This is a genomic window from Bradyrhizobium sp. 1(2017) (assembly GCF_011602485.2).
Lineage (GTDB): Bacteria > Pseudomonadota > Alphaproteobacteria > Rhizobiales > Xanthobacteraceae > Bradyrhizobium.
Window position 1 is genome coordinate 534062 of the sequence record NZ_CP050022.2, and the last position, 21943, is coordinate 556004.

The 21943-nt window shown below is 66.1% G+C and carries 21 protein-coding genes; 5 read left to right on the plus strand and 16 right to left on the minus strand.

Going from position 1 to position 21943, the window contains the following annotated elements; genetic code table 11:
* Positions 1-49: 49 nt before the first annotated feature.
* Together HAP40_RS02500 and HAP40_RS02505 are read right to left on the minus strand one after the other, a co-directional pair.
* A complete protein-coding gene (locus HAP40_RS02500) occupies positions 50-775 on the minus strand; it encodes a thermonuclease family protein (RefSeq protein ID WP_166811082.1) in 726 nt (241 codons plus the stop codon).
* A 146-nt stretch (positions 776-921) separates the two neighbouring features.
* Positions 922-2652: a hypothetical protein gene (locus HAP40_RS02505; protein ID WP_166811081.1), complete on the minus strand. Its 1731-nt coding sequence runs from the start codon at positions 2650-2652 to the stop codon at positions 922-924.
* Positions 2653-3100: 448 nt separating this feature from the next.
* Here HAP40_RS02505 and HAP40_RS02510 point away from each other — a divergent pair, with 448 nt between their 5' ends.
* Positions 3101-3949 (plus strand): caspase family protein, encoded by an 849-nt coding sequence (locus tag HAP40_RS02510; RefSeq protein ID WP_166811079.1) that lies wholly within the window; start codon positions 3101-3103, stop codon positions 3947-3949.
* A gap of 171 nt (positions 3950-4120) precedes the next feature.
* On the opposite strand, the gene HAP40_RS02515 is transcribed toward HAP40_RS02510, so the two are convergent.
* The 4 genes from HAP40_RS02515 to HAP40_RS02530 form a co-directional block, all read right to left on the minus strand.
* Positions 4121-5011 carry an efflux RND transporter periplasmic adaptor subunit gene (locus HAP40_RS02515; RefSeq protein ID WP_166811078.1) on the minus strand — a complete coding sequence of 297 codons (891 nt, stop codon included), beginning with the start codon at positions 5009-5011 and terminating at the stop codon, positions 4121-4123.
* A 196-nt stretch (positions 5012-5207) separates the two neighbouring features.
* Entirely contained in the window at positions 5208-5339 is a 132-nt protein-coding gene (locus tag HAP40_RS02520; RefSeq protein ID WP_256380449.1) for a hypothetical protein, read from the minus strand.
* A gap of 108 nt (positions 5340-5447) precedes the next feature.
* Positions 5448-6563 (minus strand): lactonase family protein, encoded by a 1116-nt coding sequence (locus HAP40_RS02525; protein WP_166811076.1) that lies wholly within the window; start codon positions 6561-6563, stop codon positions 5448-5450.
* A 124-nt stretch (positions 6564-6687) separates the two neighbouring features.
* Positions 6688-6834 carry a hypothetical protein gene (locus tag HAP40_RS02530; RefSeq protein WP_208024833.1) on the minus strand — a complete coding sequence of 49 codons (147 nt, stop codon included), beginning with the start codon at positions 6832-6834 and terminating at the stop codon, positions 6688-6690.
* A 120-nt stretch (positions 6835-6954) separates the two neighbouring features.
* On the opposite strand from HAP40_RS02530, the gene HAP40_RS02535 reads away from it, so the two are divergent.
* Together HAP40_RS02535 and HAP40_RS02540 are read left to right on the plus strand one after the other, a co-directional pair.
* Positions 6955-7131 (plus strand): hypothetical protein, encoded by a 177-nt coding sequence (locus tag HAP40_RS02535; protein WP_166810868.1) that lies wholly within the window; start codon positions 6955-6957, stop codon positions 7129-7131.
* An 84-nt stretch (positions 7132-7215) separates the two neighbouring features.
* Positions 7216-7338 (plus strand): hypothetical protein, encoded by a 123-nt coding sequence (locus tag HAP40_RS02540; RefSeq protein WP_008565198.1) that lies wholly within the window; start codon positions 7216-7218, stop codon positions 7336-7338.
* A 156-nt stretch (positions 7339-7494) separates the two neighbouring features.
* Here the strand turns inward: HAP40_RS02540 and HAP40_RS02545 are convergent, their stop codons facing one another.
* The 9 genes from HAP40_RS02545 to HAP40_RS02585 form a co-directional block, all read right to left on the minus strand.
* A complete protein-coding gene (locus HAP40_RS02545) occupies positions 7495-8451 on the minus strand; it encodes an MBL fold metallo-hydrolase (RefSeq protein ID WP_166811074.1) in 957 nt (318 codons plus the stop codon).
* Between the two features lie 36 nt (positions 8452-8487).
* Entirely contained in the window at positions 8488-10347 is a 1860-nt protein-coding gene (locus HAP40_RS02550) for a DHA2 family efflux MFS transporter permease subunit (RefSeq protein WP_166811072.1), read from the minus strand.
* Positions 10344-11372, minus strand: coding sequence for an HlyD family secretion protein (locus HAP40_RS02555; protein ID WP_166811070.1), 1029 nt, complete (start codon positions 11370-11372; stop codon positions 10344-10346). Before HAP40_RS02555 ends, HAP40_RS02550 begins: the two co-directional genes overlap by 4 nt.
* A gap of 118 nt (positions 11373-11490) precedes the next feature.
* On the minus strand, positions 11491-12708 hold the full coding sequence (locus HAP40_RS02560; RefSeq protein WP_166811069.1) for an NAD(P)/FAD-dependent oxidoreductase: 1218 nt from the start codon (positions 12706-12708) through the stop codon (positions 11491-11493).
* A 109-nt stretch (positions 12709-12817) separates the two neighbouring features.
* A complete protein-coding gene (locus HAP40_RS02565) occupies positions 12818-13120 on the minus strand; it encodes a hypothetical protein (RefSeq protein ID WP_166811067.1) in 303 nt (100 codons plus the stop codon).
* A gap of 98 nt (positions 13121-13218) precedes the next feature.
* Positions 13219-13440 (minus strand): helix-turn-helix domain-containing protein, encoded by a 222-nt coding sequence (locus tag HAP40_RS02570; RefSeq protein WP_166811065.1) that lies wholly within the window; start codon positions 13438-13440, stop codon positions 13219-13221.
* 50 nt (positions 13441-13490) lie between these two features.
* Positions 13491-14453, minus strand: a complete 963-nt coding sequence (locus HAP40_RS02575; protein ID WP_414645366.1) for a helix-turn-helix transcriptional regulator — start codon at positions 14451-14453, stop codon at positions 13491-13493.
* Positions 14454-14673: 220 nt separating this feature from the next.
* On the minus strand, positions 14674-17337 hold the full coding sequence (locus HAP40_RS02580) for a bifunctional diguanylate cyclase/phosphodiesterase (RefSeq protein WP_166811063.1): 2664 nt from the start codon (positions 17335-17337) through the stop codon (positions 14674-14676).
* 107 nt (positions 17338-17444) lie between these two features.
* Entirely contained in the window at positions 17445-18137 is a 693-nt protein-coding gene (locus HAP40_RS02585; RefSeq protein WP_166811061.1) for a hypothetical protein, read from the minus strand.
* A 191-nt stretch (positions 18138-18328) separates the two neighbouring features.
* On the opposite strand from HAP40_RS02585, the gene HAP40_RS02590 reads away from it, so the two are divergent.
* Complete coding sequence (locus HAP40_RS02590) at positions 18329-19408, plus strand: LysM peptidoglycan-binding domain-containing protein (protein WP_166811059.1); 1080 nt, start codon at positions 18329-18331, stop codon at positions 19406-19408.
* Positions 19409-19563: 155 nt separating this feature from the next.
* The gene (locus HAP40_RS02595; protein ID WP_166819180.1) at positions 19564-20832 is read left to right on the plus strand and encodes a Spy/CpxP family protein refolding chaperone; all 1269 of its coding nucleotides are present in this window, start codon (positions 19564-19566) and stop codon (positions 20830-20832) included.
* Between the two features lie 51 nt (positions 20833-20883).
* Here HAP40_RS02595 and HAP40_RS02600 read toward each other — a convergent pair whose 3' ends face one another.
* On the minus strand, positions 20884-21927 hold the full coding sequence (locus HAP40_RS02600) for a uroporphyrinogen decarboxylase family protein (protein WP_208024832.1): 1044 nt from the start codon (positions 21925-21927) through the stop codon (positions 20884-20886).
* Positions 21928-21943: the final 16 nt, after the last annotated feature.

The following is a 21943-nucleotide window of genomic DNA, read 5'->3' on the forward strand; positions in this document are numbered from 1 at the left end:
CGTGGGTTTTTGGTTTGAGCATGGTCTTGGCGGAAAAAAGGGCCACGCTTTATCGCTTCGTCTCGCGGCAGCCGGCGGCTTCGGCCTCTTCGACCGAACAGAACCAGCGGGTGCCCTTGCTGATCTTCATCTTGATCTGGGTGTACCAGCGACTGGTCGGCTGGTGGTAAATGCATTCGCCTGACGTGTTGACATTGCCCTTGATGGTGCAGTCCGGCGACGGCGCGACCGGTCCCGAGGCCGAGGCGAGCAGCACCGCATGCGCCCCGTCCGGCGGCTTGGTGGCGCCCAGGATGGGGGTTTTCTTGTTGCGCACGCGCCAGTCCCATGGCGCGATGAACGCACCCTGCCACATCCCGGCCTTGGCCTCCCGTGCGGCGGCCTCGTCAGCCGCGTAGTCATGGGACATGCGGGTATAGGCCAGCGCCCAGCCGCTGCGCACCAGCCACTTCTGGATGTCCTCGCCGCCGACCTCGCAGCGCGCCACGGTGCGGCCGCGCCGGTCGATCGACCTCGTATGGCAAACCCAGGTCTTGCCCTCGGTGAATTTGGCGAGTTCGTCGCGTGCCGCGACGCCGCAGGTCCAGCGCTCGGTCTTGGTGTTGAGGCAGAGCTGGTCGACTGCTGGCGCGTCGATTCCGCCGAGCCGGATCCGCGTGTTCCCGATCACCACGGCATCGCCGGCGCGCACCTTTGCCATGCCGGTGATGTCGGCGGCCTCAGCCAGCGAGGGCAGGGCGAGGAGAGACAGTGCAATCAGGACTTTTCGCAACATGCCGGTCCGGGTGTTCAGGACGATTTGGATAGATCGCGCAATTGTGGTCGGCTTTTGGTCGCCCGGCCAGCTTATGCCTAACGATTGGGCTTTCAACTTCCTGTCATCCGGGGCGAGTGGCAAATAGGGGCGATGAGTCTCATTCGCTACTCGCCATTCACCATTCGCCTTCGCGCCACCGCCAGCCCCATCAGCACGAACGCCGACGTCACCTCGGGACCGCCGACCAGGATTCGTGTCGGCGTCTTCATCTTGTTCCACTCATAGGCGCGGAACGGGCCGCGCCGGCCGCCTTCGCCGATGGCGCCGACGATCACGTTCAGCGCCGGCGCGAAGGCGCGGGGGTCGGCGCCGAGATGGCCGAGTGCGATCAGCGCCAGCGCCGCGTCGAACACGTTCATCTCGGCGGCCATCAGCTCGCCCTTGACGTAGGACAGCACGCGGTGGCGGATGAAATCGAAATCGCCGGCGGGATCGATCGCGGCCTGCGCCGCGAGCGGCAGCGACAGGAAGGTCGCATAGCAGCGCCCGAAATAGGCGCTGTAGAGCTCCGGCAGATAGTAGATGTGCGAGCGCGGATTTGCGAAGGCGCCGCTGGCGGCGAGGCGTTTCTGGAAGCCGAGAATGCGATGCACGGTGGCAAGCCGCGCAGGCGTCTCCAAGACTTTCCAGCGCGCCAAATTGCGAAAGCTGACCTCGAGAATGTCGAGATTGAGCGTCGGATCGAGATCGTTGCCGTAGGGTCGCTCGCCCGCGAGATTGTCGATCCAGGTCGCGACCCCGCCCTCGTAGTCGATATTGTCGTTGAGCGGCACGGTCACGCGCGGTTCGTTGACGCCGGCGCGGACCTGGTAGCCGGCGTAGAAATCCAGCAGCGGCTGGTCGATGATCGGATCGGTGCAGCCGGCCTGTATCGCCGCGGAGATCGAGCAGGCCGTGGTGTCGCAATCGGGCACGTAGATGCCAAAGCCGAGATCCTGCTTGATCTGGGCGAAGAAGCGCGAGAAGCGGGGATGCGGCGCCGGCGCGAGCGCGGTGATGACATTGAACCGCGCGCCGTCGATGCCCTCGACCTCCTCGCGGCTGATGTTGACGCAGAAGTCCACCATGCCGGCGATCGCGCGCTCCGCCGCAATCTTGTCGGCGGAAGAGGCGAGCCCGGTCTCGACATAGCTCAGCAGCGCCTCGATGAAGAACGCGTCGTAATAGGCCGAGCGGTGGCGGATCTGCACCGGCTCCCACATCGGCTCGGCGATGCCGTTCCAGGGCGGATTGACCACGGCGGCTGCCTTCGAGCGCGCGATGAAGACGCGGGCGAGGTTGAACAGCAGCGACGAGTTCTTGTAGCCGCGCGCGTTCAGCCCCGTGAGCGCCATGATCAGCTCGCGTCCGCGGAAATCGGGGTCGCCAATCAGATTGAAGGCGGCGTAGGTCGGCAGGAAACCGTTCTTGCGGTAGGAGCCGAGCAGATGCTGCGCGCAATCGCGGATCACGCCGTCGATCTGCGATTGTTGCGGCGCTGCGCCGACGAACATGGCCGGCGGTGGCTTCGGATGGTCGAGCGCGATGCTGTCGACGAGGTCGGCCACGGGCTGGCCGACCGCCGCCCAGTCGGGCTCGGCCTCGTCGCGGGCGCGGGCGAGCGCTTTCCGCAGCGCCGCCAGCCTGGCTTCGTCGCGCAGCTCGGGCAGCCCGGCTCGCCGCAACAGCACCCGCAACGCGGGATTGCCGAGCGCGGTCTTGTAGAACTTGGCCAGATGCGGATCGCCGCCGGCGGGGCCCGACAAGACGGGATCGCAGACGTCGTAGAGCGAGGGACCGTCCTTCCGCGCCGTCAGCGCCCGGCAGGCGGCGCCGGCAAAATAATGAAAGCTCATGAATACCTGGTCGCGGGGACTTTGGCGGGGTCTTTCGCAGGAGGGCTTGGCCGGGGGCCGGCCGGCGCGCTCACATCACGCGCCGCCCCCTGCAAGTCCTTGAAAAAGCTACCCGGATTCGCAGGAAAAACAAATGTGATCGCCGTCACGGAAAAACGCGGCATGAGGGCTGCATGGTGAGGTTCCGGAAGGCCCCGGAGAACCAAAAAACTTAGGAAATCAATCTGGAGGATTAACTAATATCTTCAGTGACTTAGCTCAAATTTTGAGCAATCTATTGCCGGGGCACCTATATCCGGTTAAGGGTTTGTTTGGTGCGGCGCCGCAAATTGCGCGCAATTCGGGGGCACTTCCCCGGCCAATCCCTCAAACCTAAAGACGCTATCGCGCTACTCAAACAGTGTGCGCGCGCTTGGCTGGTCTTTGGCACTGACAGGAATGAAGCGAGATGAATGTAAGGCAGCTCGACATTTCCCGACGCACGATCGCCCTTGCCGCGGCCCTCATCGGCACGGTCTCGCTGGTGATCGGCGCCCATGCTGCTCTCAACATGCGCGCGATCGATGCCGCCAAGGCTGTCACGACCGACCAGGTCACCGGCTCGATCGGCCAGTCCTCGCGCCTGGCGCTCATCATCGGCAATGGACATTACCCCGACGCCAACGCGCCGCTGACGCAGTCGATCAATGACGCGCGCGCGCTGTCCTCGTCCCTGCGCAAGAACGGCTTTGACGTCGACATGGTGGAAGACGCGACCAAGGACGACATGGTTCGCGCCGTCAGCCGTCTGAAGTCCCGGATCAAGCGCGACACCGTCGTCATGCTGTTCTTCGGCGGCTATGGCGTGCAGGCCGGCCGCGAGAGCTACATGCTGCCGGTCGATGCCGTGATCTGGAAGGAAAGCGACGTCCGCCGCCAGGGCGTCTCCATCGACGGCGTGCTCGACATGATGAAGGAGCAGGGCGCCAAGGCCAAGCTCGTCGTGGTCGACGCCTCCCGCCGCAATCCCTTCGAGCGCCGCTTCCGCTCCTACAGCCACGGCCTCGCGCCGATCAGCGCGCCCGACAATGCGCTGATCCTGTCCTCCGCCTCGCCCGGCAAGGTCGTCGACGACGGCAAGGGCGAGCACAGCGTGCTGGTCAGCGAGTTCCTCAACAATCTCAGTGCGCAGGGCAGCGCCGAAAGCGTCTTCAACAAGACCCGTCTCGCCATCTCGCGCGCCAGCGAAGGCGACCAGGTGCCCACCATCTCCTCGTCATTGCTCGAGGACGTCCGTTTCGGCGAAGCCGGCGGCTAGTTTTTCGCGGCGTGCCCGGCGCACGCCCGCACCCACATCGTCATTGCGAGCCAACGGGTCCGCGCGAAGCGCGGCCCGATGACAGGCTCCGCGAAGCAATCCAGAGTCTTTCCGCGGAAAGACTCTGGATTGCTTCGTTGCTTCGCTCCTCGCAATGACGGCAGTGAAAACCTACTTCGCCGCCTCCGCGGCCATCACCGGGCGTACCGGATCGCCCTCGCGCAGCAGCGCCCCGGCACGGGCAACCACGACATCGCCCTCGTTGAGTCCGTCGCGGACCTCGATATTGCCGCCCGACATCAATCCGAGCTCGACGCGCTTGGTCTCGACGCGATTGCGACGGATCACCTGCACGACGGTGCCGGCCGAGGAATATTGCACGGCGGTGAGCGGCACCGCGACGTTGCAGCTCTGCCCGGTCTTGATCAGGGCGCGCCCGCTCGCGTTGAGCAACAGGCGCTTCTGCGAGGAGATGCCGATATAGACCATGCCCTGCTGGATGTTCTGCTCGACGGTCGGCCCGATGCGGCGAATCTTGCCGTCGATGTCGCCGGAGCCGGCGATACGCACGGTCGCCTGCTGGTTGACCGCGAGCTTGCGCATGTCGGTGGTCGCGACCAGACCGACCAGGTCGTATTCGCTGCGGGCCACGATCGTGAACAGGGCCTCGCCCTTGGCCGAGGCGAAATTGCCGATCTGTGCGGTCGAGGTGGCGATCACGCCCGCCACGGGCGCCGTGACCTGAAGCGTGCCGCCTTCCGGCAGCGCCAGCCGCGCCAGCACCTGGCCGGCGGTGGTGGTCTGGCCGGCTTCCGCCAGCACCTCCGTCACCTTCAGGCCGGGCCGCTCGGGCCGCACTGAGCTTTCCTCGCGCGCGATGATCGAGCCAGTCGCCTCGACAATGTCGGAGAAGCAGGATTTCGCGACCTTCAGCACGGTGACCGCCGGGCCCTTGGGGGCATCGTCCTCGGCGGCTGCGGCCGGATATTGGCCGAGAGCGAACACGCCGGCGATGGCTGCGGGAAACAGGCTTCGGGCAACGGCACGGGGCAAATGACGCATCGAAAATTCCACGGGGTTCAAGCCCTTCAATCGATAGCAGATGGCAACGGGCCGGACTACGGCAGCGTTGCGCCATGGCGGGATGCCGCGCCGGCGCGAACCGTTGCGGCAAGTCCTTGATTAGTCGTGGGATTGGAGATCAGGTTCGCTATCAACCGGTCGGCCGCCCCGGCGGCGACAGGCAACGCGCCGGCGGTCAGTTGCGGCGATCGCCGGCCGGCTTGCCGGTGGAACGGTCGAGCAGATGCAGTCCCGTACAGGCCGGACAGGACACGGAAACATGCGTGCGATCGGCCGGCTCGTCGCCCAGCCGATGCTGCACGTTCATGCCGGTTCGGGGGCATTTGAAAACGATCTGACGGTCCATGGCCGATGATATGGCTTCAGGCCGGCCTTTCGAAATTGCGGATCATTACGTAGGCCGGCCGCCGGTCCCTCACGGCAGGCTCAGGAACTCGACCCAGTTCGGCTTCTTGCCGGTCGGATAGGATTTCAGCTTGGCGAGTGCGCCACTGCTCTGGTCGATCGCATAGACCGTCATGCCGTCGGAGAGCTCACCGACCGCGGCGAGGTAGCGCCCCGAGGGATCGATGTTGAGGCCGCGGGGCTGCTTCTCGGTCGGCACGCTGCCGATCGTGGTCAGCTTGCCGCTGACCGCATCGACCTTGTAAGCGATGAGCGTGTTCGAGGTGCGTTCCGAGGCGTAGAGGAAGCGTCCGTCCGGGGTGATGTGGATGTCGGCGGCCCAGGGTTTGCCGGTAAAGCCCTCCGGCAGCGCGGTGGTGCGCTGGATCTCGGTCCAGGCGCCGCTCCTGGTCTCATAGCCGAACGCCGCGACGTCGCCGTTCAACTCATGGACGAGATAGACGAACTTGCCGTTGGGGTTGAACACGAAGTGCCGCGGCCCTGATTTTTCCGGCACCTTGATCGCCGCCGGATCGCCCGGCGTCAGCGCGCCGGCCGCGGCGTCGAACGCGAAGCTTAGCACCTGGTCGGAGCCGAGATTGGTCGCGAATACGAAGCGGTTGTCGGGAGAGGGCAGGAAGGCATGCGCGTTCAAGCCGGTCGGGATCACTTGCTTCGGCTCGCCGGCGACGCCCTTTGCAGGCAGCGGATTGAGCGCGACCTTGTTGCCGCCATAGGAGGCGCTGAACAGGAACTTGCCGCTGCGATCGACGGCGATATTGGCCATGCTGTCGGCGAGCGGTCCGTTGCCGATATGGCTGAGCTGGCCGGTCCGCGGATCGATCGCAAAACTCACCGCGAGATATGGCTGCGAGCGGATGCCGGCGATCAGCACGCGCTTGTCGGGCGTGATCGCGAGTGGCGTCGAGGGGCCGGGCTTTTCGACGCCGGTGAAGGCGGCCGTCTGCACCGGTGTCATCTCGCCGCTCTCGGCCATCTTGAACACGCTGATGTCGTTGCTGTCGGCGTTGCCGACATAAGCGAAAGTTTCGGCCATGCCGGCGCGGACTCCAGGAATGAGGGCGAGAAGGGTGAGGGCGGTGGCGATCGCCGCGCGCGGTGCGATACGTCGGATCGGTCTCGACATGGTCTCCTCCCCGGAGCCGGAGCGATGTTGTTGTTTTGCCGTCGAGGATAGCGGCAGCCGCACCGCTGCACCAAATTCCAGTTGGGATTGATCGATGCCGAAATTGTATCAGTCGCCAGGAGCGCTACCGCGCCGCCGCCGCCGCCGCCGTCACGTTGCGGGAGGGCAGATGCGGGCCGGCCGGATAATTGGGCGGCCCGAGCACGGTCCATACGGAGACCGCAAGCAGCCCGCAGGTCAGGATGGTCCAGGCGATCAGTCGCGTCCGCATCAGGGCCTCGTCCGCCGGTCGAAACTCGATGTCCCGACCGACCGATCGTGCACTGCAAACCACGGCGATCCTATGACCTCGTTCACACGAACCAATCTCGTGCTCGCGCATTGACGCGTCATGCCCCGCGAAAACGACCTCGAAGGCAAGCCCGACATGGGCGGCAAGCACGGCGGTCAGAAAGGCCAGCCCAAGCCGCCGCCGCGCCCGCGCGAGGGCGAGCGCGATGCCGACGTCGTGGCAAAGCGCCACACCGGTCAAACCGATCGCGCCGCGCCGCCGACCAAACAGAAGTAGCACTGCATTCGCATGGGAACGGCAGCCTCGTCTTGCCGTTACCCTGATCCCGCGGGCGGATGGAATCGAAACGGAGGCTGGCACGTGTTTTGGATTTATTGGAACACCGCCTGGTCGCTCATCATCAGCGGCATCATGTTCGCCACCATCGTCAGCCATCCCGACGCCGAGATCGCCGAAGTGCGTGCGGCAAAACGCCTGATGTGAATTCTTGCAGCGCGAGAAAGCGCGACGCGATCGGGATGATCGTCATCGCGCTTTTGGCTGTCGAGCATCGGCTCTGATTGAATCAGAACCGATGCTCATTTTACGCGTTTTCTTTGCGCGAACCGGAATCCACGTCGCTCGAAAACTTTTTCGCAATCAGTAGTCCCAGAAGACCGGCACCCAGCGGAAGTGATCGCCGTCGACCGCCACCCGGCCGACGGACGGGAACGGCATGTGCGTGGCGACGAGAAGCTCTTCGCTCGCGGCCAGCTCGCGCAGGAGACGGACGCGAACGCGCGCGGCCTCTTCGGGGTCATGCTCGAAGCCGTTGTGCCAGTCGGGATGATCGAACCCGACCGTGAACACGGCATCGCCGGCGAATGTCAGCCGCTCGCCGCCCGATGCCAGGCGGACCACGCTGTGCCCGGGGGTGTGGCCACCGGTGCGGGTGACCACCACGCCCGGCGCCACCTCATACTCGTCCTCGAAGGTGCGCAACTGGTTGTGGTACTCTTTGGCGAACCGCTTGGCGGTCGCCCGCAGCGCGTCCGGAAATCCCGGCGGCATCGAGACGTGGGAGAAATCGGGGTCCTCCCAGAACTTGACCTCGGCGGCGGCGACGTGGATCCGCAAGTCCGGGCGCAGCCCTTCCTTCACCTCGTCGACGAGCAGCCCGCCAATGTGATCCATGTGCATGTGGGTCAGCACCACGTCCGTCACCGAGCCGAGATCGATGCCGGCGGCTTCCAGTCGCTTGCTCAACTGCCCGGCCCGCGGCAGATGCAGGTCCGGGTCGGATCCCAGTCCGGCATCGACGAGGATGGTCTGCCCTCCGCTCCGCACCACGACCACGTTCAGCGCCCAATCGAAAGCATCCGGCGGCAGGAACATGTCCTTCAGCCACGCCGCGCGGACGGCCGGGTCGGCATTGTGGGCCAGCATCGCGCCCGGCAGCGTCAGCACGCCGTCGCTGATCACCATCACGTCGATCTCGCCGATCTTCAGCGCATAGCGCGACGGGACCAGCTCTTCGGGGCGCGGTCTGCTCGTATGTGTGGGTTTGTGCAAGTTCATCTTCGTCTTCTCCTGGGTGTTGCGGATCGCCTGATTCATCTTGATGCTCCTCTCTTGGTATTGCCGACGGAATTTTCAGAGACTGGTGGCGTGCGCCGGGTCGGCCGAGGCAAGCGCTCGATCTTCCGGGAGATCGGTCCGGCTGGAGCTGATCTCCAGCTTCGTCGTCCCGGCGGCATTCGTTCCCATCGCTCTCCATGCACTGTTTGGGCATGGTGATGGTCTACCGGATCGGCTTTGCCGCTGCGCCAGAGCGATTGCCGTCGCTGTAGAGCAATTGCTGCCATTGCATGCGCTTGCGCACGCGACGGGGACCGCGACGCCGGCGATCCGTGGCGCGTCGATCCGGCGCGACTGCGTCGCGCGCATCTGAGCGTATCGGTGCAGCCCGATCTTGACCGTGACCAGCACGGGCACGGCAAACACGAAGAGCAAGGCAACGGCGTTGAACGCGGCGTCGAAGGCGATCACCGTCGACTGGCGGATGAGGACCCCGTCGAGCAGGCTCGTGGCAACGCGGCCGGCCAGCGCGTCCATTCCCCTCGCACTGAGCATTGCGGCCGTCGAGGTCAGCCGCTCGCCGACTGCAGGAACGCCGGCGGTGAGGTTGGCGCCGAGCACCGTCAAATTGCCGGCCGTGTGGTGCTCGATCAGGGTTTCGAGGCCGGCGACGCCGATGAGGCCGCCGAGTTGCCTGCTGGTATTGAAGAGGCCGATGCCGAAGGCGCGGTTGCGTTCGCCCAGGTTGCCGAAGGCGATCAGGGTGATCGACAGAAACAGGAAGCCGAGTCCGAGGCCGCGCAGGAGGATGGCGGCCATCATGTCATGTGCACCGCTTTCGCTGGTCGAGCCCGACAACATCCACATCGCAACCGCGATCATCAGGATGCCAAAGGGCACCGTGGCGACGGGAGGAACGCGGCGGACCTGCATGAGGAAGGCCGCCACCAGCAGCGTGACGACGAAGCATGCGCCGCTCGGCAGCAGGAGCAGACCGGCGTCGGTCGGCCTGAACCCCAGGACCGACACGGCGAAAAACGGGATCAGGAACGCGCTGCCGAACAATGCGGCACCCGCGACGAAGCTGACGACGAAGGCGAAGCAGAAATCCTCGCTCTCGAACAAGGAGAAGTCGAGCAGTCCCCCGCCGCTGGCCAGCACCTGCCGGCCGAGAAACGCCAGCAGCGCGGCTGCTCCGATCACCGTGAGCCAGAGGATGCGGGACTCCTCGAACCAATCCCATCGACGGCCCTGGTTCAGGACGTAGGTGAAGCAGAAGAGCGCGATGACGATCAGCACGATGCCGATCCAGTCAATCGGGCGGCGCTGGTGCATGATGGACTTCGGGCCGTCTGCGATCAGCAGCAGGCCGGCAGCCCCCAGCGCCAGCGGAACGACGCTGAAGAAGATCCACACCCAGGACCGGCTGTCGATCAGCCAGCCTTGCAGGGCCGGAGCGATCGTCGCGGGCGCGACGACCGATCCCATCGCAAACAAGGCCTGAAGGATCGGCTGGCGGGATTGCGGATAGGCGTCAAAGATCGTCGCCTGGCCCGCGACGAGCAGGACGCCGCCAGCGAGGCCCTGGATCATGCGGAGCGCGATTAGCAGTTCGAGCCGCACAGTCACGATCGTCAAGCCGCACGCGATGCCCATCACCAGGGTTGAGCCGATGATCAGGCGGCGGGGATCGACGCGGTGCACCAGCAAGGGCGCCGTCATGAACCCGATCAGCTTCAAAGCCATGTAACCGACGTCGAGCCAGGCGAACTCGTCGGGCGTGACATGGACATCGCCGATGATGTAGCCGCGCCCGAGCGACAGAACCGTGCTGGCAATCGCCTCCGTCAGCGTGGCCAGCACGATGCCTGCAACGAACAGGGCTCCCGCCGCGGATCCTTCGCGGGGCGGCGCGGCGACGACGACCGCTGTCATGACCCGCTCCCCTGATCGACGTCGACGCGGGCCGACAGGCCCGGGACCAGGCGGCCCGGCAGCTCATTGTTGATGAAGCGGATCTTCACGGGCACGCGTTGAACGACCCGAACGAAATTGCCTGTCGCATTGTCCGACGGGAGCATGCTGAAGGCGGATCCGCTGCCTGGCGCAAAGCTGTCCACCACGCCGTCGAGCGCCGTGTGCCTGTAACCGTCGACGACGATGCGCACGCGCTGACCCGGCCGGATATGCTCGACCTGGGTCTCCTTGAAATTCGCGACGACCCACACATCCCTGACCGGAACGATGTCCAGCAGGGAGGTGCCCGGCGCGACCAGTCGGCCGATGCGGACCTGACGGTTGCCGATGACACCGTCGACCGGCGCGCGGACGACGGTATTGTCGAGATCGATTTGAGCGAGGTCGCGTGCCGCCTGTGCCTGCGCCACCGCAGCGACGGCGGCTTCGCGCTGGCTGGCGAGGACGGCGATGCGCTGCCGCTGGGCTTCGATCGTCGCCTCCGCTGCGGAGACGGCCGCCTCGGCTTTGGACAGCGCCGCGTCGCTTTCGTCGACCTGGGCCTGGCTGACTGCATTGGTGCGGATCAGCTCGCGGCGACGGTCGGACGCCTTGCGGGCGAGATTCTTCTCGGCCACGCTGGCAAGCCCTTGAGCTTCGGCCTGCCGGATCAGGGCATGCTGAAGCTGGATCTCCGCATCGACATTGGTCAAGCGCGCCTGTGCGGCTTCGACATTGGCGACGGCCTGGGCGAGCCGCGCGCGGTGGTCCCGATCGTCGATCCGGAACAACACGTCACCCGCCCGGACGGCCTGGTTGTCCTGAATCTCCACCGCGGTGACGTAACCGGCGACCTTGGGCGCGAGCGAGGTCACGTCGCCGCGAATATAGGCGTTGTCGGTCGACGTCTCGCCGGACCGGGCATAGGTCCAGCCCGCGGCCACCACCGCGACGGCGGCGAGGCACAGCGACACGCCGATCGCCCGCTTGTTCAGATGCACCACGATACCCTCCCGCGTCGGCTATAATCACTGATGCCTATGTTCGCGCTCCCTACTGTGCGGTCCAGCCGCGGTCCCGGTGATCCAGTTCGCCGCGGCCGGCCCGTTTCGCGTGCTGGGCCTAGAGGAAGCCGGTCACGTCGGTCACGCGCTCCGGATCGGCCGAGGCGAGCGCGACGGCGCGCTCGGCTCTGGGCGGATAGATCCAGACGGTGTTGATCTCCTGCTTGGTCTTCTTGGCGACGTCGCCCACCATCGTCACCTCGCGCTCCCAGCCGCGGGTGAACAGCGCGCCGGCGCCGCCAAGGTCGAGGCAGGTGACGTAGCCCTTCTGGTGGTAAGGCCTGGTGGCAAGGCCGAGCAGCTCGGCCGCGGCATTGTTGCCGGCGAAGGCGCCCATCCGCGTGGCGTGCTGGCACGACATCAGCGCGTAATTGCCCTCGTCGTCGCAGGCCGCACGTGCCGCATCGCCGGCCGCGAAGACGCCCGGAACGCCGGATACCTGCAAGCAGCGGTCGACCAGCAACCGGCCGAAACTGTCGCGCTCGGCGGGAATCTGCGCCGTCAGGGGCGCGGCGCGCATGCCCGCCGCCCAGATCACGGTCTCGGTCTCGATGTGCTCGCCGGTAGACAGGGTAACGCCGGAATTGTCGAGCGAGGCGACACCGGCACCGAGGCGCGTTTCCACACCGAGCTTGTCGAGGGCGACTGTGATGATGGGACGGGGACCTGCGCCCATGTCCGGCGCGATTTCCCTGTTGCGGTCGACGATGATGACGCGCGTCTTCGCGTTCGCGCCGAGGATGTCGCGAAGCCGCGCCGGCATTTCCGTGGCCGCCTCGATGCCAGTGAAGCCGCCGCCGGCGACGACGACCGTGTCGCGCCCGTTGGTGGCCGGCCGGTTGGCGAGGCCATGCAGGTGCTTGTCGAGCTTGATCGCGTCATCGAGTGAATCGACGCTGAAGCCGTGCTCGGCAAGGCCCGGAATGTTCGGGCGGAACAGCCGGCTGCCGGTGGTCACGACGAGGCGATCGTAAGAGAGCATCTTCTTCGTGCCGTTCACTGTCGCGATCTTCACCATGCAGGATTTGGTGTCGACCGTCTCGGCGCTGCCTTGCACATAGGTGACGTCGATGGCCTCGAGCACGTCGCGCAGGGGCGCCGTCAGGGTCTCGGGCTTCGGCTCATAGAGCCGAGGGCGAACCACGAGCGTCGGCTCGGGGGCAACCAGCGTGATCTCGAGCTGATCTGGCGAAACGCCCTGGATCTCGCGCAGGCGGGCTGCGGAAAGGGCGGCGTACATGCCGGCGAAGCCGGCGCCGATGATGACTAGTCGCATGAGTTTTTCTCCTTGATCTGCGTTTCGAAAGTCCGTGCGCGAGCCGCCGCTACCCCGCCCAGGGCAGCGTCCGGAGACGGCACGAAGAGGTGGAAGTGAATCGCCGGTGTTACGGCGCTATGCAGCGCGACGGCTGCGCGTTCGCCGGCCAGCCTTGGCGAAAGACGACCGACTGAGCTCGTGGGCTCCAATCCCGATAGGGAAGGCCGGAGCCCTCCCGGGTCATGGCGGACACCAGCGGGGAGATCGGGTGCATGGCGTGCGCCGGAATCTCCACCTCCTCGCCTGTTGCCGACGTAAAGCGAACGGCCAGCGAGAGTCCGTACAGGGTTGCGGTTGCAAGGCCGCGGCGGCGCGACGCGATCACCCGCCGGCTGATGAAATTTTTCCAGGTCGTTTGTTTCCAGGTCATCTTCGGTCTCCGTCGACTGGACTGAGCATGGTGATGATCTACCGGATCGGATCTGCCGCTGCGCCAGAGCGATTGCCGTGGTTGCAGCGCGATTGCTGCTAACGCCGGCGCCTGCGCCAATCGCTCGGCTCTTGCCGGTCGGCGTCCTGAAAGGCCGCGAACGTCGCTCGTGAGCAGCAGCCGAGCGCGGCTGCGATCGAGATGATTGAATCGCTGGTGTCGTGCAGCATCCGCATCGACCGCTCGTGCCGGTGCCGGTGCAGCCGCGCATGCGGCGAAGTCTGGCTGGGTCTGCGAAAGCTCACGCCGGACCAGCTCATGGACGCGTCCCCGCAACCGGGCGAGCTCGCTGCGCCTCGAGCGGTCGACGTCAGCGTGTGTGACGTCTGCGCCAGTCGCTCGGCGTCTCGCCGGTCAATTTCCTGAAGGCGGCTGCGAACGCCGTCTGCGAGGAATAGCCGAGCGCGGCCGCGATCGTGACGACCGTGTCATCGCTGCCGCGCAGCATCTTCATGGCCTGCTCCAGCCTGTGCTGGCGCAGCCAGGCGTGCGGGGACAGGCCGGTGCTTTCCTTGAAGGCGCGGCAGAAGTGGAAGCGCGACAAACCTGCATCGGACGCCAGCGCATCGAGCGAGACGTCGGCATCGCTGTCCGAGCGCAACCGTTCGATCGCGCGGAGCAGGATTTTTGGCGACAGCCCGCCCATGGTCGGGTGAAACGCAGTTGGCGAACCCGTATGCGCGGCCAGAACGCGCGTGGCCAGAAGATCCGTCAGCTGATGCCGGAACAAATCATCCAGCGTGCTATGGCCCTCCAGCGCGTCTGCCGCGCTCAGGAGCAGCCGCGACGTGACGGGGTCGGGATGCGCCGTTCGCTCCAGCAGTTCGGCCGCGCCCGAGGTCCCGGCTTCGTCGGCCACGCGCTTGAGCGTCGCATCGGGAAGATAGAGCTGAACCACGTCGACGGGTTTCGGAATGTCCCACCTGGAGCTCGATCCCTCCGGGATGATGATCAGGACCCCGGGACGAAACGTGCCGATCGCAACCGATCGTCCCGAGCGCCGCTCCATGCGCTGCATCACGCCGTTATAGGCCATGACCACATGGTGGTTCATGGGCTCGACCACGTCGTGCAGCGGATCATGTCTCCAGTGCGCGATGCCGGCACCGGTCGAGTCCAGCGCCATGCGAAATGGTTCGGTCCTGAGCACCCGCGCCATCTCCGCACCGGCGGTGCGCTTATCGGAATGCGAGCTGTCCTCCGGCGGGGTATCAGGCGGGGGCGGCAGGCTCTGCTGCGAGGGATCGCGCATGCGAGCGGTATTCCCTGTCATTGTGGCTACTCCTGATCGCGTCGAGCTCCAGATCAGTCGTCCGTATTTGTACGGTCGCGCGCGTTCTATGCGCTGCGGCGCGTGGCGTATTGCCTGAAGCAGCCATGGTTTGTCCGATCCTGCTCCAAGCCGGCGCACGATTTCGTAAACGCACGGTGGGCGGGAGGGAGAAGAACGCTCTATGACAAAGGTCGGAATGAAGCGGCAGCAATGCGCCCCGCTAGGCCGCCGCTGCCTGCGCCGACAACAGCTGCTTCAGTTTCGCCGCAGGCACGGCCGGGCTGAACAGCCAGCCCTGCATCTGGCTGCATCCGAGCTGGCGCAGCACCTCGCGCTGGGCCTCCGTCTCGACGCCTTCGGCCGTCGTCGCCATGTGGCGGGCGGCGGCCATGTGCACCACGGCCTGCACGATCGGAGAGGAATCCTCGGACTGACCGATGTCGTTGATGAAGCTGCGGTCGATCTTGATCTTGTCGAACGGGAAGCGGTGCAGATAGCTCAGCGAGGAATAGCCGGTGCCGAAATCGTCGAGCGCGATGCGCACGCCGAGCTCGCGCAGCTGCTGCAGGATCGTCAGCGCCTCCTCGTCGTCGCGGATCAGCACGGTTTCGGTGATCTCGAGCTCGAGCCTTCCCGGCGCAAGGCCGGACTCGGCGAGCGCGGCGGCGACCTTGAGCGCCAGCGTCCGCGAGCGGAACTGCACCGGCGAGACGTTCACCGCGACGTGGATCTGGCCGGGCCAGCTCGCAGCCTCGGTGCAGGCCTGCTTCAGCACCCACTCGCCGATTTCGCCGATCAGGCCGATGTCTTCGGCGACCGGGATGAAATCCGCGGGCGAGACCATGCCGCGCTCCGGGTGGCGCCAGCGCAGCAGCGCCTCGCAGCCGGTGACGACATTGGCCGCGAGGTCGACCAGCGGCTGGTAATGCACCTCGAACTCGCCGCGCGCGAGCGCCTGGCGCAGATCGAGCTCGAGCTGCCGCCGCTGCCGCGCCTTGGCGTCGTATTCGGGTGAGAAGATGCGGAAGGTGCGGCGGCCTTCCGACTTCGCCGCGTACATCGCAAGATCGGCGCGCTTGAGCAGATCGTCGCTCTTGTCGCCATGGTCGGGCGCGATCGCGATGCCGATGCTGGCATCGGTCGGAATTTCCTGACCCTTGCAGTTCACGGGCGTGCGGAGCGCCGCAAGGATGGTTTCCGCCAGTGCCGTCAGCTCGGCCGGATCGTTGGTGCCGGCCTTGATGACGGCAAATTCGTCGCCGCCGAGCCGCGCGACGAGGTCGTTGCCGCTGACGCAGGCGCGCAGGCGGTTTGCGACCTGGCGCAGCAGCTCGTCGCCGACCTCGTGTCCGAGTTGATCGTTGACGCCCTTGAACTCGTCGACGTCGATATAGAGGATCGCGAACGGCTTGCCCTGGCCGAGCTCGGCGACGCGGCGCTCCAGATGGCCGCGCATCAGCACGCGGTTGGGCAGGTCGGTCAGCGCGTCGTAATGTGCCATATGGGCGATGCGCTCGTCGGCGCGGATGCGCTCGGTGACGTCGTCATGGGTGGCGAGCCAGCCGCCTGCGGCGGCGGGCTGGTTCTTGATCTCGATCAGCCGGCCGTCGGCGGTCTCGACGATTGCAGTCTGGGTGTTTCCGGCATTGCGCAGGATGTCGTCGCAATAGGACGAGACGTCACCGTGGAACGAGCCGGTGTCGTGGCGATGCTGGATCACGTCGCGGAAATGGGCGCCGGGCTTCACCACCTCGCTCGACAGGGCGTACATCTCGACGTAGCGCCGGTTGCAGACGATCAGCCGTTCGTCCTGATCGAACATCAGGAGGCCCTGTGTCATGGTGTTCATGGCGGTGTCGAGCCGCTGCTTCTCCTGCGCGAGCCGGTGCGTGACCTGGCGGAAGATCAGGTAGAGGGTGAGCACGAGCAGGCCGATCGACAGCACGGCGACGATGACGAAGAACTTGGTTTGCGTGCGCCAGGTGGCGAGCGTCGCATCCAGCGATTTGGTCGCGACCACCACCAGCGGCTCGCCGGTGAGGAGGCGCGAGGCGACGATGCGGTCCTTGCCGTCGATCGGGCTCGCGAGCTTCGTGGTGACGAAGGTGCGCTCGAACACCGCCATCTGCTCCGGCGAGCCCTTGCGGTAGTTTTGCCCGATCATCGCCGCGACATGCGGAATGCGCGCGAGCAGCTGACCGTTCTGGTGATGCATCGCGATCGAGGAGTCCTCGCCGAGCCCGGTCGAGGCGAAGAAGGATTCGAGTTGGTCAGGGGTAATCGCGCGCGAAACCAGCCCGAGGAATTCGCCGCGTGGGCCGGAGACGCGCCGTGCGAACACGATGGCCGGACCGCCGCCGAACCGGCCCGGCACGACCTCGACCTCTTCCTGCGAAGCCGGATCGTTCTTGAGGCGATTGAAATAGCCGCGGTCGGCGACCGAGATGTCGGCGACCGGCCAGCGCCGCGACGAGTTGATCAGGATGCCGTTCGCATCGAACACGTTGGCGCCGGCGACGTCGGACCAGCCGCTGGCCTTTGCGCGCAGCATCTCGTGCATGGCGAGCGTGCCCATCTCGCTGCGGAAGACGTCGGCGGATTCGATGCCATAGCGTTCGAGCTCGGCGATGATGCTCTTCTGAAGCACCGCAAAGTCCTCGAACTCGCGGTCGAAATGCCGGGCCAGCAGCCGGACGGAGCTTTCCAGGCTGTCGCGGCCGCTCTCGATCGCATTCTGCCGGAAGCGGTCAACGGTGAGCGCGGTGCCGATCGCGGTGGCGGCCATCAGCACGAAGCCGCCGACGATCAGCCATGTCAGCGGCGCCCCGCGCCAGCGGCGCAGCAACGCGCGCATCCGCGCGGTCCATCGTATCGACGTGCCCATCCAGCCCTCCCGTGGGACACAAGATGCCGCAAAACCGACAAGACCCCGTTACCAGCGAAGGTTAGGAAAATATGAATCGAAACGGCATCAGGGGGTTGTTGCCGGATTCAGCGGCGGATTTCCCACTTCAGGGCTTTTGCATTCGCATTTGCGAACATCGCGGGCACATCGAAGGTGCCGGTCTGGAGGTCATAGCGGCAGCGCCAGCCGGCGAGGCCCTTCACGGCGACGGTCCTGGGATGCTTGTCCATCTCGCCCGACAGCGAGATCACGAGGTAACGGTTGTCGGGCCATGTCACGCCGAGGTCGCGATATGCATCTTCCGTGCCTTTCACGAGATTGGCCGAGATGTGGTCGTCGAGCTTCAGCTTCCGCGTCTCGGGACGGCTGCGGAAATAGGCCCAGGCGAGATCGCTGAGCGAATGCTTCGTCGCGCTCACGAAGGCGCCCTTCTCGATATGGTAAAGAAACAGGTCCTGCGAGCCGGAGCCGGTCTTCTGCATCCGCACCAGCCATTGCGAGTCATTGGTCAAACGGAAGCCGGCCGGATATCCCTGCTCGGGCTTCAACTCGGTCATCTCGCCGCCATGCCGCGCCCAGACCTGCCACTTGATGTCGGAGTCCTCGCCTTCCTTTCGGTACTGCTCGAGCCGGGTGGCCTTGTCGGGCGAGATGATGGCGAGATCGGCATCCTCGATGAGGACGAAGCCCGGCGGCGGACCGCCTGCGGCCGGGGACGGGGAAGCGGCGGCCATCAGGGCAAGCGCGAACCATGGTGCAGGGCGGCAAAATGCGTTCACGGGAAGCCTCGACGAATCGCCGCGATGCGGTCTCGTCCCGTTTGACGCCGAGGGCTGCGGGCCGGTTCATCCCCGGACCTGCAAGGCCGCCGCATCATCCCAATGATCGTCTTGCTGCCGCAGCCAAATCGGCGCAATTTGCCGGCCTCGGTTGATTTGCGAGCCGAGGTTCTGACTAAGGTTTTTTTCCTATGATCACTGCGTCCAAGGCCTTCATTGTACTCTGTCTGCTCGCCTTGGTCGGCACCGTGCTGGTGATCGGCCCCGCCGAGCTGCGCCGTCTGCTGCCGTCGGAGACCAAGCCCGAGCTTGCCGCCAGGCCGGAGGTCAAGACCGAACCCAAGGTCGAGCCCAAAGCGGAAGCCAGGGCCGAAACCAAGCCCGAAAGCAAGCTCGAGTCCAAGCTTGAGTCCAAGACGGAAGAGCAAAAGCTTGCTGCCAGCGCGCCGCCGGCTCCAGCGGCATCGCCGGCACCCGAGCCGAAGGCGGGCGCACTGGTCGAGACGCAGAAGCAGGTCGCGGCGCTGGCTGATCTGGCACCGGTCAAGCCGCCGCCGGCAGCGACCGATGCGGGTCCGCGTTTCGACGTCGCGCGCGTCGACGATCATGGTGAGGCGGCGGTGATCGCCGGCCAAGCCACGCCGGGCGCGAAGGTCGAACTGCTGCGGGACGGCAAGCCGCTTGATTCCGTCGTGGCCGATGCGTCGGGCCAGTTCGTGATGACCCCGCCGCGGCTTCCGGCCGGGTCCTATGAGCTGACCTTGCGGTCGCAGTCGACGGACGGAACCGTCACGCAATCCAACCGCTCCATGCCCGTGACCATTGCCGAGGCCGCACCGCCGCCGGCGCGCCCGGCACCGGCCGCGCGTCAGGAAGCAAAGCAAGACACGAAGCAGGCCGAGAAGACCGACGACAAGTCGGATCTCGTGGCCGCCTTGCCCTCGGCATCGCCGCGCCTCGCCTCGGCACCCGACAGGTCTGCGGCGCGGCCCAATTTGACCGGCGCGCCGAAGCCCAGGTCCATGGCGCGGGCGCCTGCGCAAACGACCGTTGCATCGGCTTCGCCGGCGGACGCGCTCAGCGGTGCGCCTGCGGAAGCGAGTGGCAGCCGCGTGATCTCTCGCGGCGACAGCCTGTGGGCGCTCAGCCGGCGCGCCTATGGCGACGGCGCCCGCTACGCCGTGATCTTCAAGGCCAACCGCGACAAGATCCAGAACCCCAATCTGATCTATCCCGGCCAGACCTTCGTGATGCCGCAAAAGGCGGAGTGAGGACCGGAAGCAGCGAGGCAACGTCGCCCGCGACGCTTTGCCCTGTGTCTCCACGGAACATTCGGTTCCGCCGCGCGTCATTGTGATGCGGCGCAGTGCGCGCTTGGCGCCGGGAGGAGGCCGAGGTGACCAGGTCAGCTTTCGTGTCGGGACGCATGGGACTGGCGTTGGCGGGCGCTGCTCTCCTGACTGTGGCAGTGCTGTTGCCGAGCAGGGCCGAGGCGCAATTCGGAATCCGCGGCGGCCCCGTCGGGGTCGCGCGTTTCGCCGTCGGTCACGTGCTCGGCCTGTCGCGCCTCCGTCATTCCCGCATGGCGGTGCGAGGGAGCCGCTACCGTTCGGCCGCGCTGAGATCGCAGGATCCCCGCGGCGCCGAGCGCGACCAGCGGGCCAACCCTTATGTCATACGTGCGGCGTTGACGGCGCAGGCTGCGCTGTCGGGCTGGCATGGCGGCCGGCGCCCGCAAGGCTGGTGGCGCCATCCGGACGGCAGCTATGGCTGGGTCGGCCCGGTGTTCTGGCCGTTCGCGCATGACGATCTCACCAATGCGATCATCCTCGGCGACAGCACCAGCCTCTCTCTCTATGGCTATGGCGACATCTATGCCGCGATCTTCGCGCCCTATGCCGCCACCGAGCTCGCCGCCTACACCGGGCCGCAAGGCCGGCGGGCGCGGAAAGTCCCGTCCGCAGAAACTCTTTGCGACGCCAGCGACACCGGCGGCTTGCCTGTCGAACGCATCGCCAGCACCGTGCAGCCGAACGAATTGCAGCGCACCGCGCTCGACGATCTCGCATCCGCCTGGAATGCTGCGCGCGACACCATCCGCGCCGCTTGTCCGGCGCAGGTCCCGGCCGCAGCCTCCGAGCGTCTCGGCCTGATGCGCGAGCGGCTCGAGGCCATGATCAAGGCAACGGACGAGGTCGCGCAGCCGCTTTCGAAGTTTGTCGGTCTTCTCAGTGACGACCAGAAAGCCAGGCTCAATGCGCTCGCCAATGAGCGCCGCGCCGCCCTTGCCGCGGTCCAGCGCAAGGACGCGCCGAAGGACGCGCAGGCGGCCGCCGCCTGCAAGCCGGACTACGATCCCCGCTACGACGAAAAGGCGCAGCGCCAATATGAGCAGCTGTTGCAGCAGCAATGGCCCGCGGACGACATCGCCACGACGCTCAAGCTCGATGAGGTTGCGCGCGCCCGCTTCGAGGTGCTCCAGGATACAACGCTGCGCACCATGGAGACGCTGAGCGCCTGCCCGACGGAAGCCGCCGCGACACCACAGGCCCGCCTCGCCGCGGCGAAGGCACGGCTAGAAACGATGCTGCAAGCCGTCGGCGGCATCAGCGATGCGTTCGCCGATTTCGAGGCGGATTTGAGCGACGAGCAGAAGGCGGCGTTCGAGGCGATCGGGCCGAAGCGAGGCGCGTGAGACTGCGGCCGAAACGCGCCTTGCCTGAAAACACGCCTCGCATGAACAAGGTTAGCCGATCTCCCGCCTGACCTTTGCCGCCGCGTCGCACATGGCCTTCAGCTTCCCGAACGCGGTCGCGCGCGGCATGTACTTCATGCCGCAATCGGGCGCCGGGATCAGGCGCTCGGGCGACACATGCTTGAGCCCGTTGCGAATGCGGTCGGCGACGGTATCGACGCTTTCGATCGCGGGGTCGGCGAGGTCGAGCACGCCGAGCATGATCTTCTTCGACGACAGATCCTTGAGCACGCCGAGGTCGAGCTTCGGCTGCGCCGCCTCGATCGAGATCTGGTCGGCGGTGGTGTCGTCAAGCTCGGCCAGGAAGGAATAGCCGGCCGGCTTGTTCGAGCCGGGCACGACGGCCGCATAGCCAAAGCACAGATGCACCACGGTCGGCACCGTGATCCCTTGCAGCGCGCGATTGATCGCCTTGACGGCATAGCGCTTGGCGAGCTCCGGATTGTTGCGCACCCAGGGCTCGTCGAGCTGGATCACGTCGGCGCCGGCCTTCTGCAGATCGAGCGCCTCGGCATTGACGGCCTCGGCGAGAGCCATCGCGAGCTCTTCCTCGTCCTTGTAGAACTCGTTCTTGGCCTGCTGGCTCATCGTGAATGGGCCGGGAAGGGTGATCTTCGCCGCGCGCTCCGTGTTCTTGCGCAGGAACTGCATGTCATGCAGCTCGACCGGGCCCTTGCGCCTCACGGGACCGACGACGCGCGGCACCGGCGTCTGCGTGTTGCCGGTGCGCGCCACGATCATCGCCGGACTGTCCCCGTCGATGCCGTCGAGCGCGGTGGCAAAGCGATTGGAGTAGCTCTCGCGGCGGATCTCGCCGTCGGTCACGATGTCGATGCCGGCGCGCTCCATGTCGCGGATCGCGACGATGGTGGCATCGTCCTGGGCTTCCTCCAGATGCTCCGCCGGCAACCGCCACATGTCGTGCAGGCGCGTGCGCGGCACCACCTTCGACAGCATGGCGCGATTCACCAGCCATTCCGGCTGCGGATAGCTGCCGACCACGGTGGTCGGCAGGATGTGCGGTGGCATGGGCATGGGGTGCTCCTTCTTA

Bases quoted from the DNA above. Each gene is read 5' to 3' on its own strand.
- HAP40_RS02500 (WP_166811082.1), bottom strand. From the start codon at position 775: ATGTTGCGAAAAGTCCTGATTGCACTGTCTCTCCTCGCCCTGCCCTCG.
- HAP40_RS02505 (WP_166811081.1), bottom strand. From the start codon at position 2,652: ATGAGCTTTCATTATTTTGCCGGCGCCGCCTGCCGGGCGCTGACGGCG.
- HAP40_RS02510 (WP_166811079.1), top strand. From the start codon at position 3,101: ATGAATGTAAGGCAGCTCGACATTTCCCGACGCACGATCGCCCTTGCC.
- HAP40_RS02515 (WP_166811078.1), bottom strand. From the start codon at position 5,011: ATGCGTCATTTGCCCCGTGCCGTTGCCCGAAGCCTGTTTCCCGCAGCC.
- HAP40_RS02520 (WP_256380449.1), bottom strand. From the start codon at position 5,339: ATGAACGTGCAGCATCGGCTGGGCGACGAGCCGGCCGATCGCACGCAT.
- HAP40_RS02525 (WP_166811076.1), bottom strand. From the start codon at position 6,563: ATGTCGAGACCGATCCGACGTATCGCACCGCGCGCGGCGATCGCCACC.
- HAP40_RS02530 (WP_208024833.1), bottom strand. From the start codon at position 6,834: ATGCGGACGCGACTGATCGCCTGGACCATCCTGACCTGCGGGCTGCTT.
- HAP40_RS02535 (WP_166810868.1), top strand. From the start codon at position 6,955: ATGCCCCGCGAAAACGACCTCGAAGGCAAGCCCGACATGGGCGGCAAG.
- HAP40_RS02545 (WP_166811074.1), bottom strand. From the start codon at position 8,451: ATGAATCAGGCGATCCGCAACACCCAGGAGAAGACGAAGATGAACTTG.
- HAP40_RS02550 (WP_166811072.1), bottom strand. From the start codon at position 10,347: ATGACAGCGGTCGTCGTCGCCGCGCCGCCCCGCGAAGGATCCGCGGCG.
- HAP40_RS02560 (WP_166811069.1), bottom strand. From the start codon at position 12,708: ATGCGACTAGTCATCATCGGCGCCGGCTTCGCCGGCATGTACGCCGCC.
- HAP40_RS02565 (WP_166811067.1), bottom strand. From the start codon at position 13,120: ATGACCTGGAAACAAACGACCTGGAAAAATTTCATCAGCCGGCGGGTG.
- HAP40_RS02570 (WP_166811065.1), bottom strand. From the start codon at position 13,440: ATGAGCTGGTCCGGCGTGAGCTTTCGCAGACCCAGCCAGACTTCGCCG.
- HAP40_RS02575 (WP_414645366.1), bottom strand. From the start codon at position 14,453: ATGACAGGGAATACCGCTCGCATGCGCGATCCCTCGCAGCAGAGCCTG.
- HAP40_RS02580 (WP_166811063.1), bottom strand. From the start codon at position 17,337: ATGGGCACGTCGATACGATGGACCGCGCGGATGCGCGCGTTGCTGCGC.
- HAP40_RS02590 (WP_166811059.1), top strand. From the start codon at position 18,329: ATGATCACTGCGTCCAAGGCCTTCATTGTACTCTGTCTGCTCGCCTTG.
- HAP40_RS02595 (WP_166819180.1), top strand. From the start codon at position 19,564: ATGGGACTGGCGTTGGCGGGCGCTGCTCTCCTGACTGTGGCAGTGCTG.
- HAP40_RS02600 (WP_208024832.1), bottom strand. From the start codon at position 21,927: ATGCCCATGCCACCGCACATCCTGCCGACCACCGTGGTCGGCAGCTAT.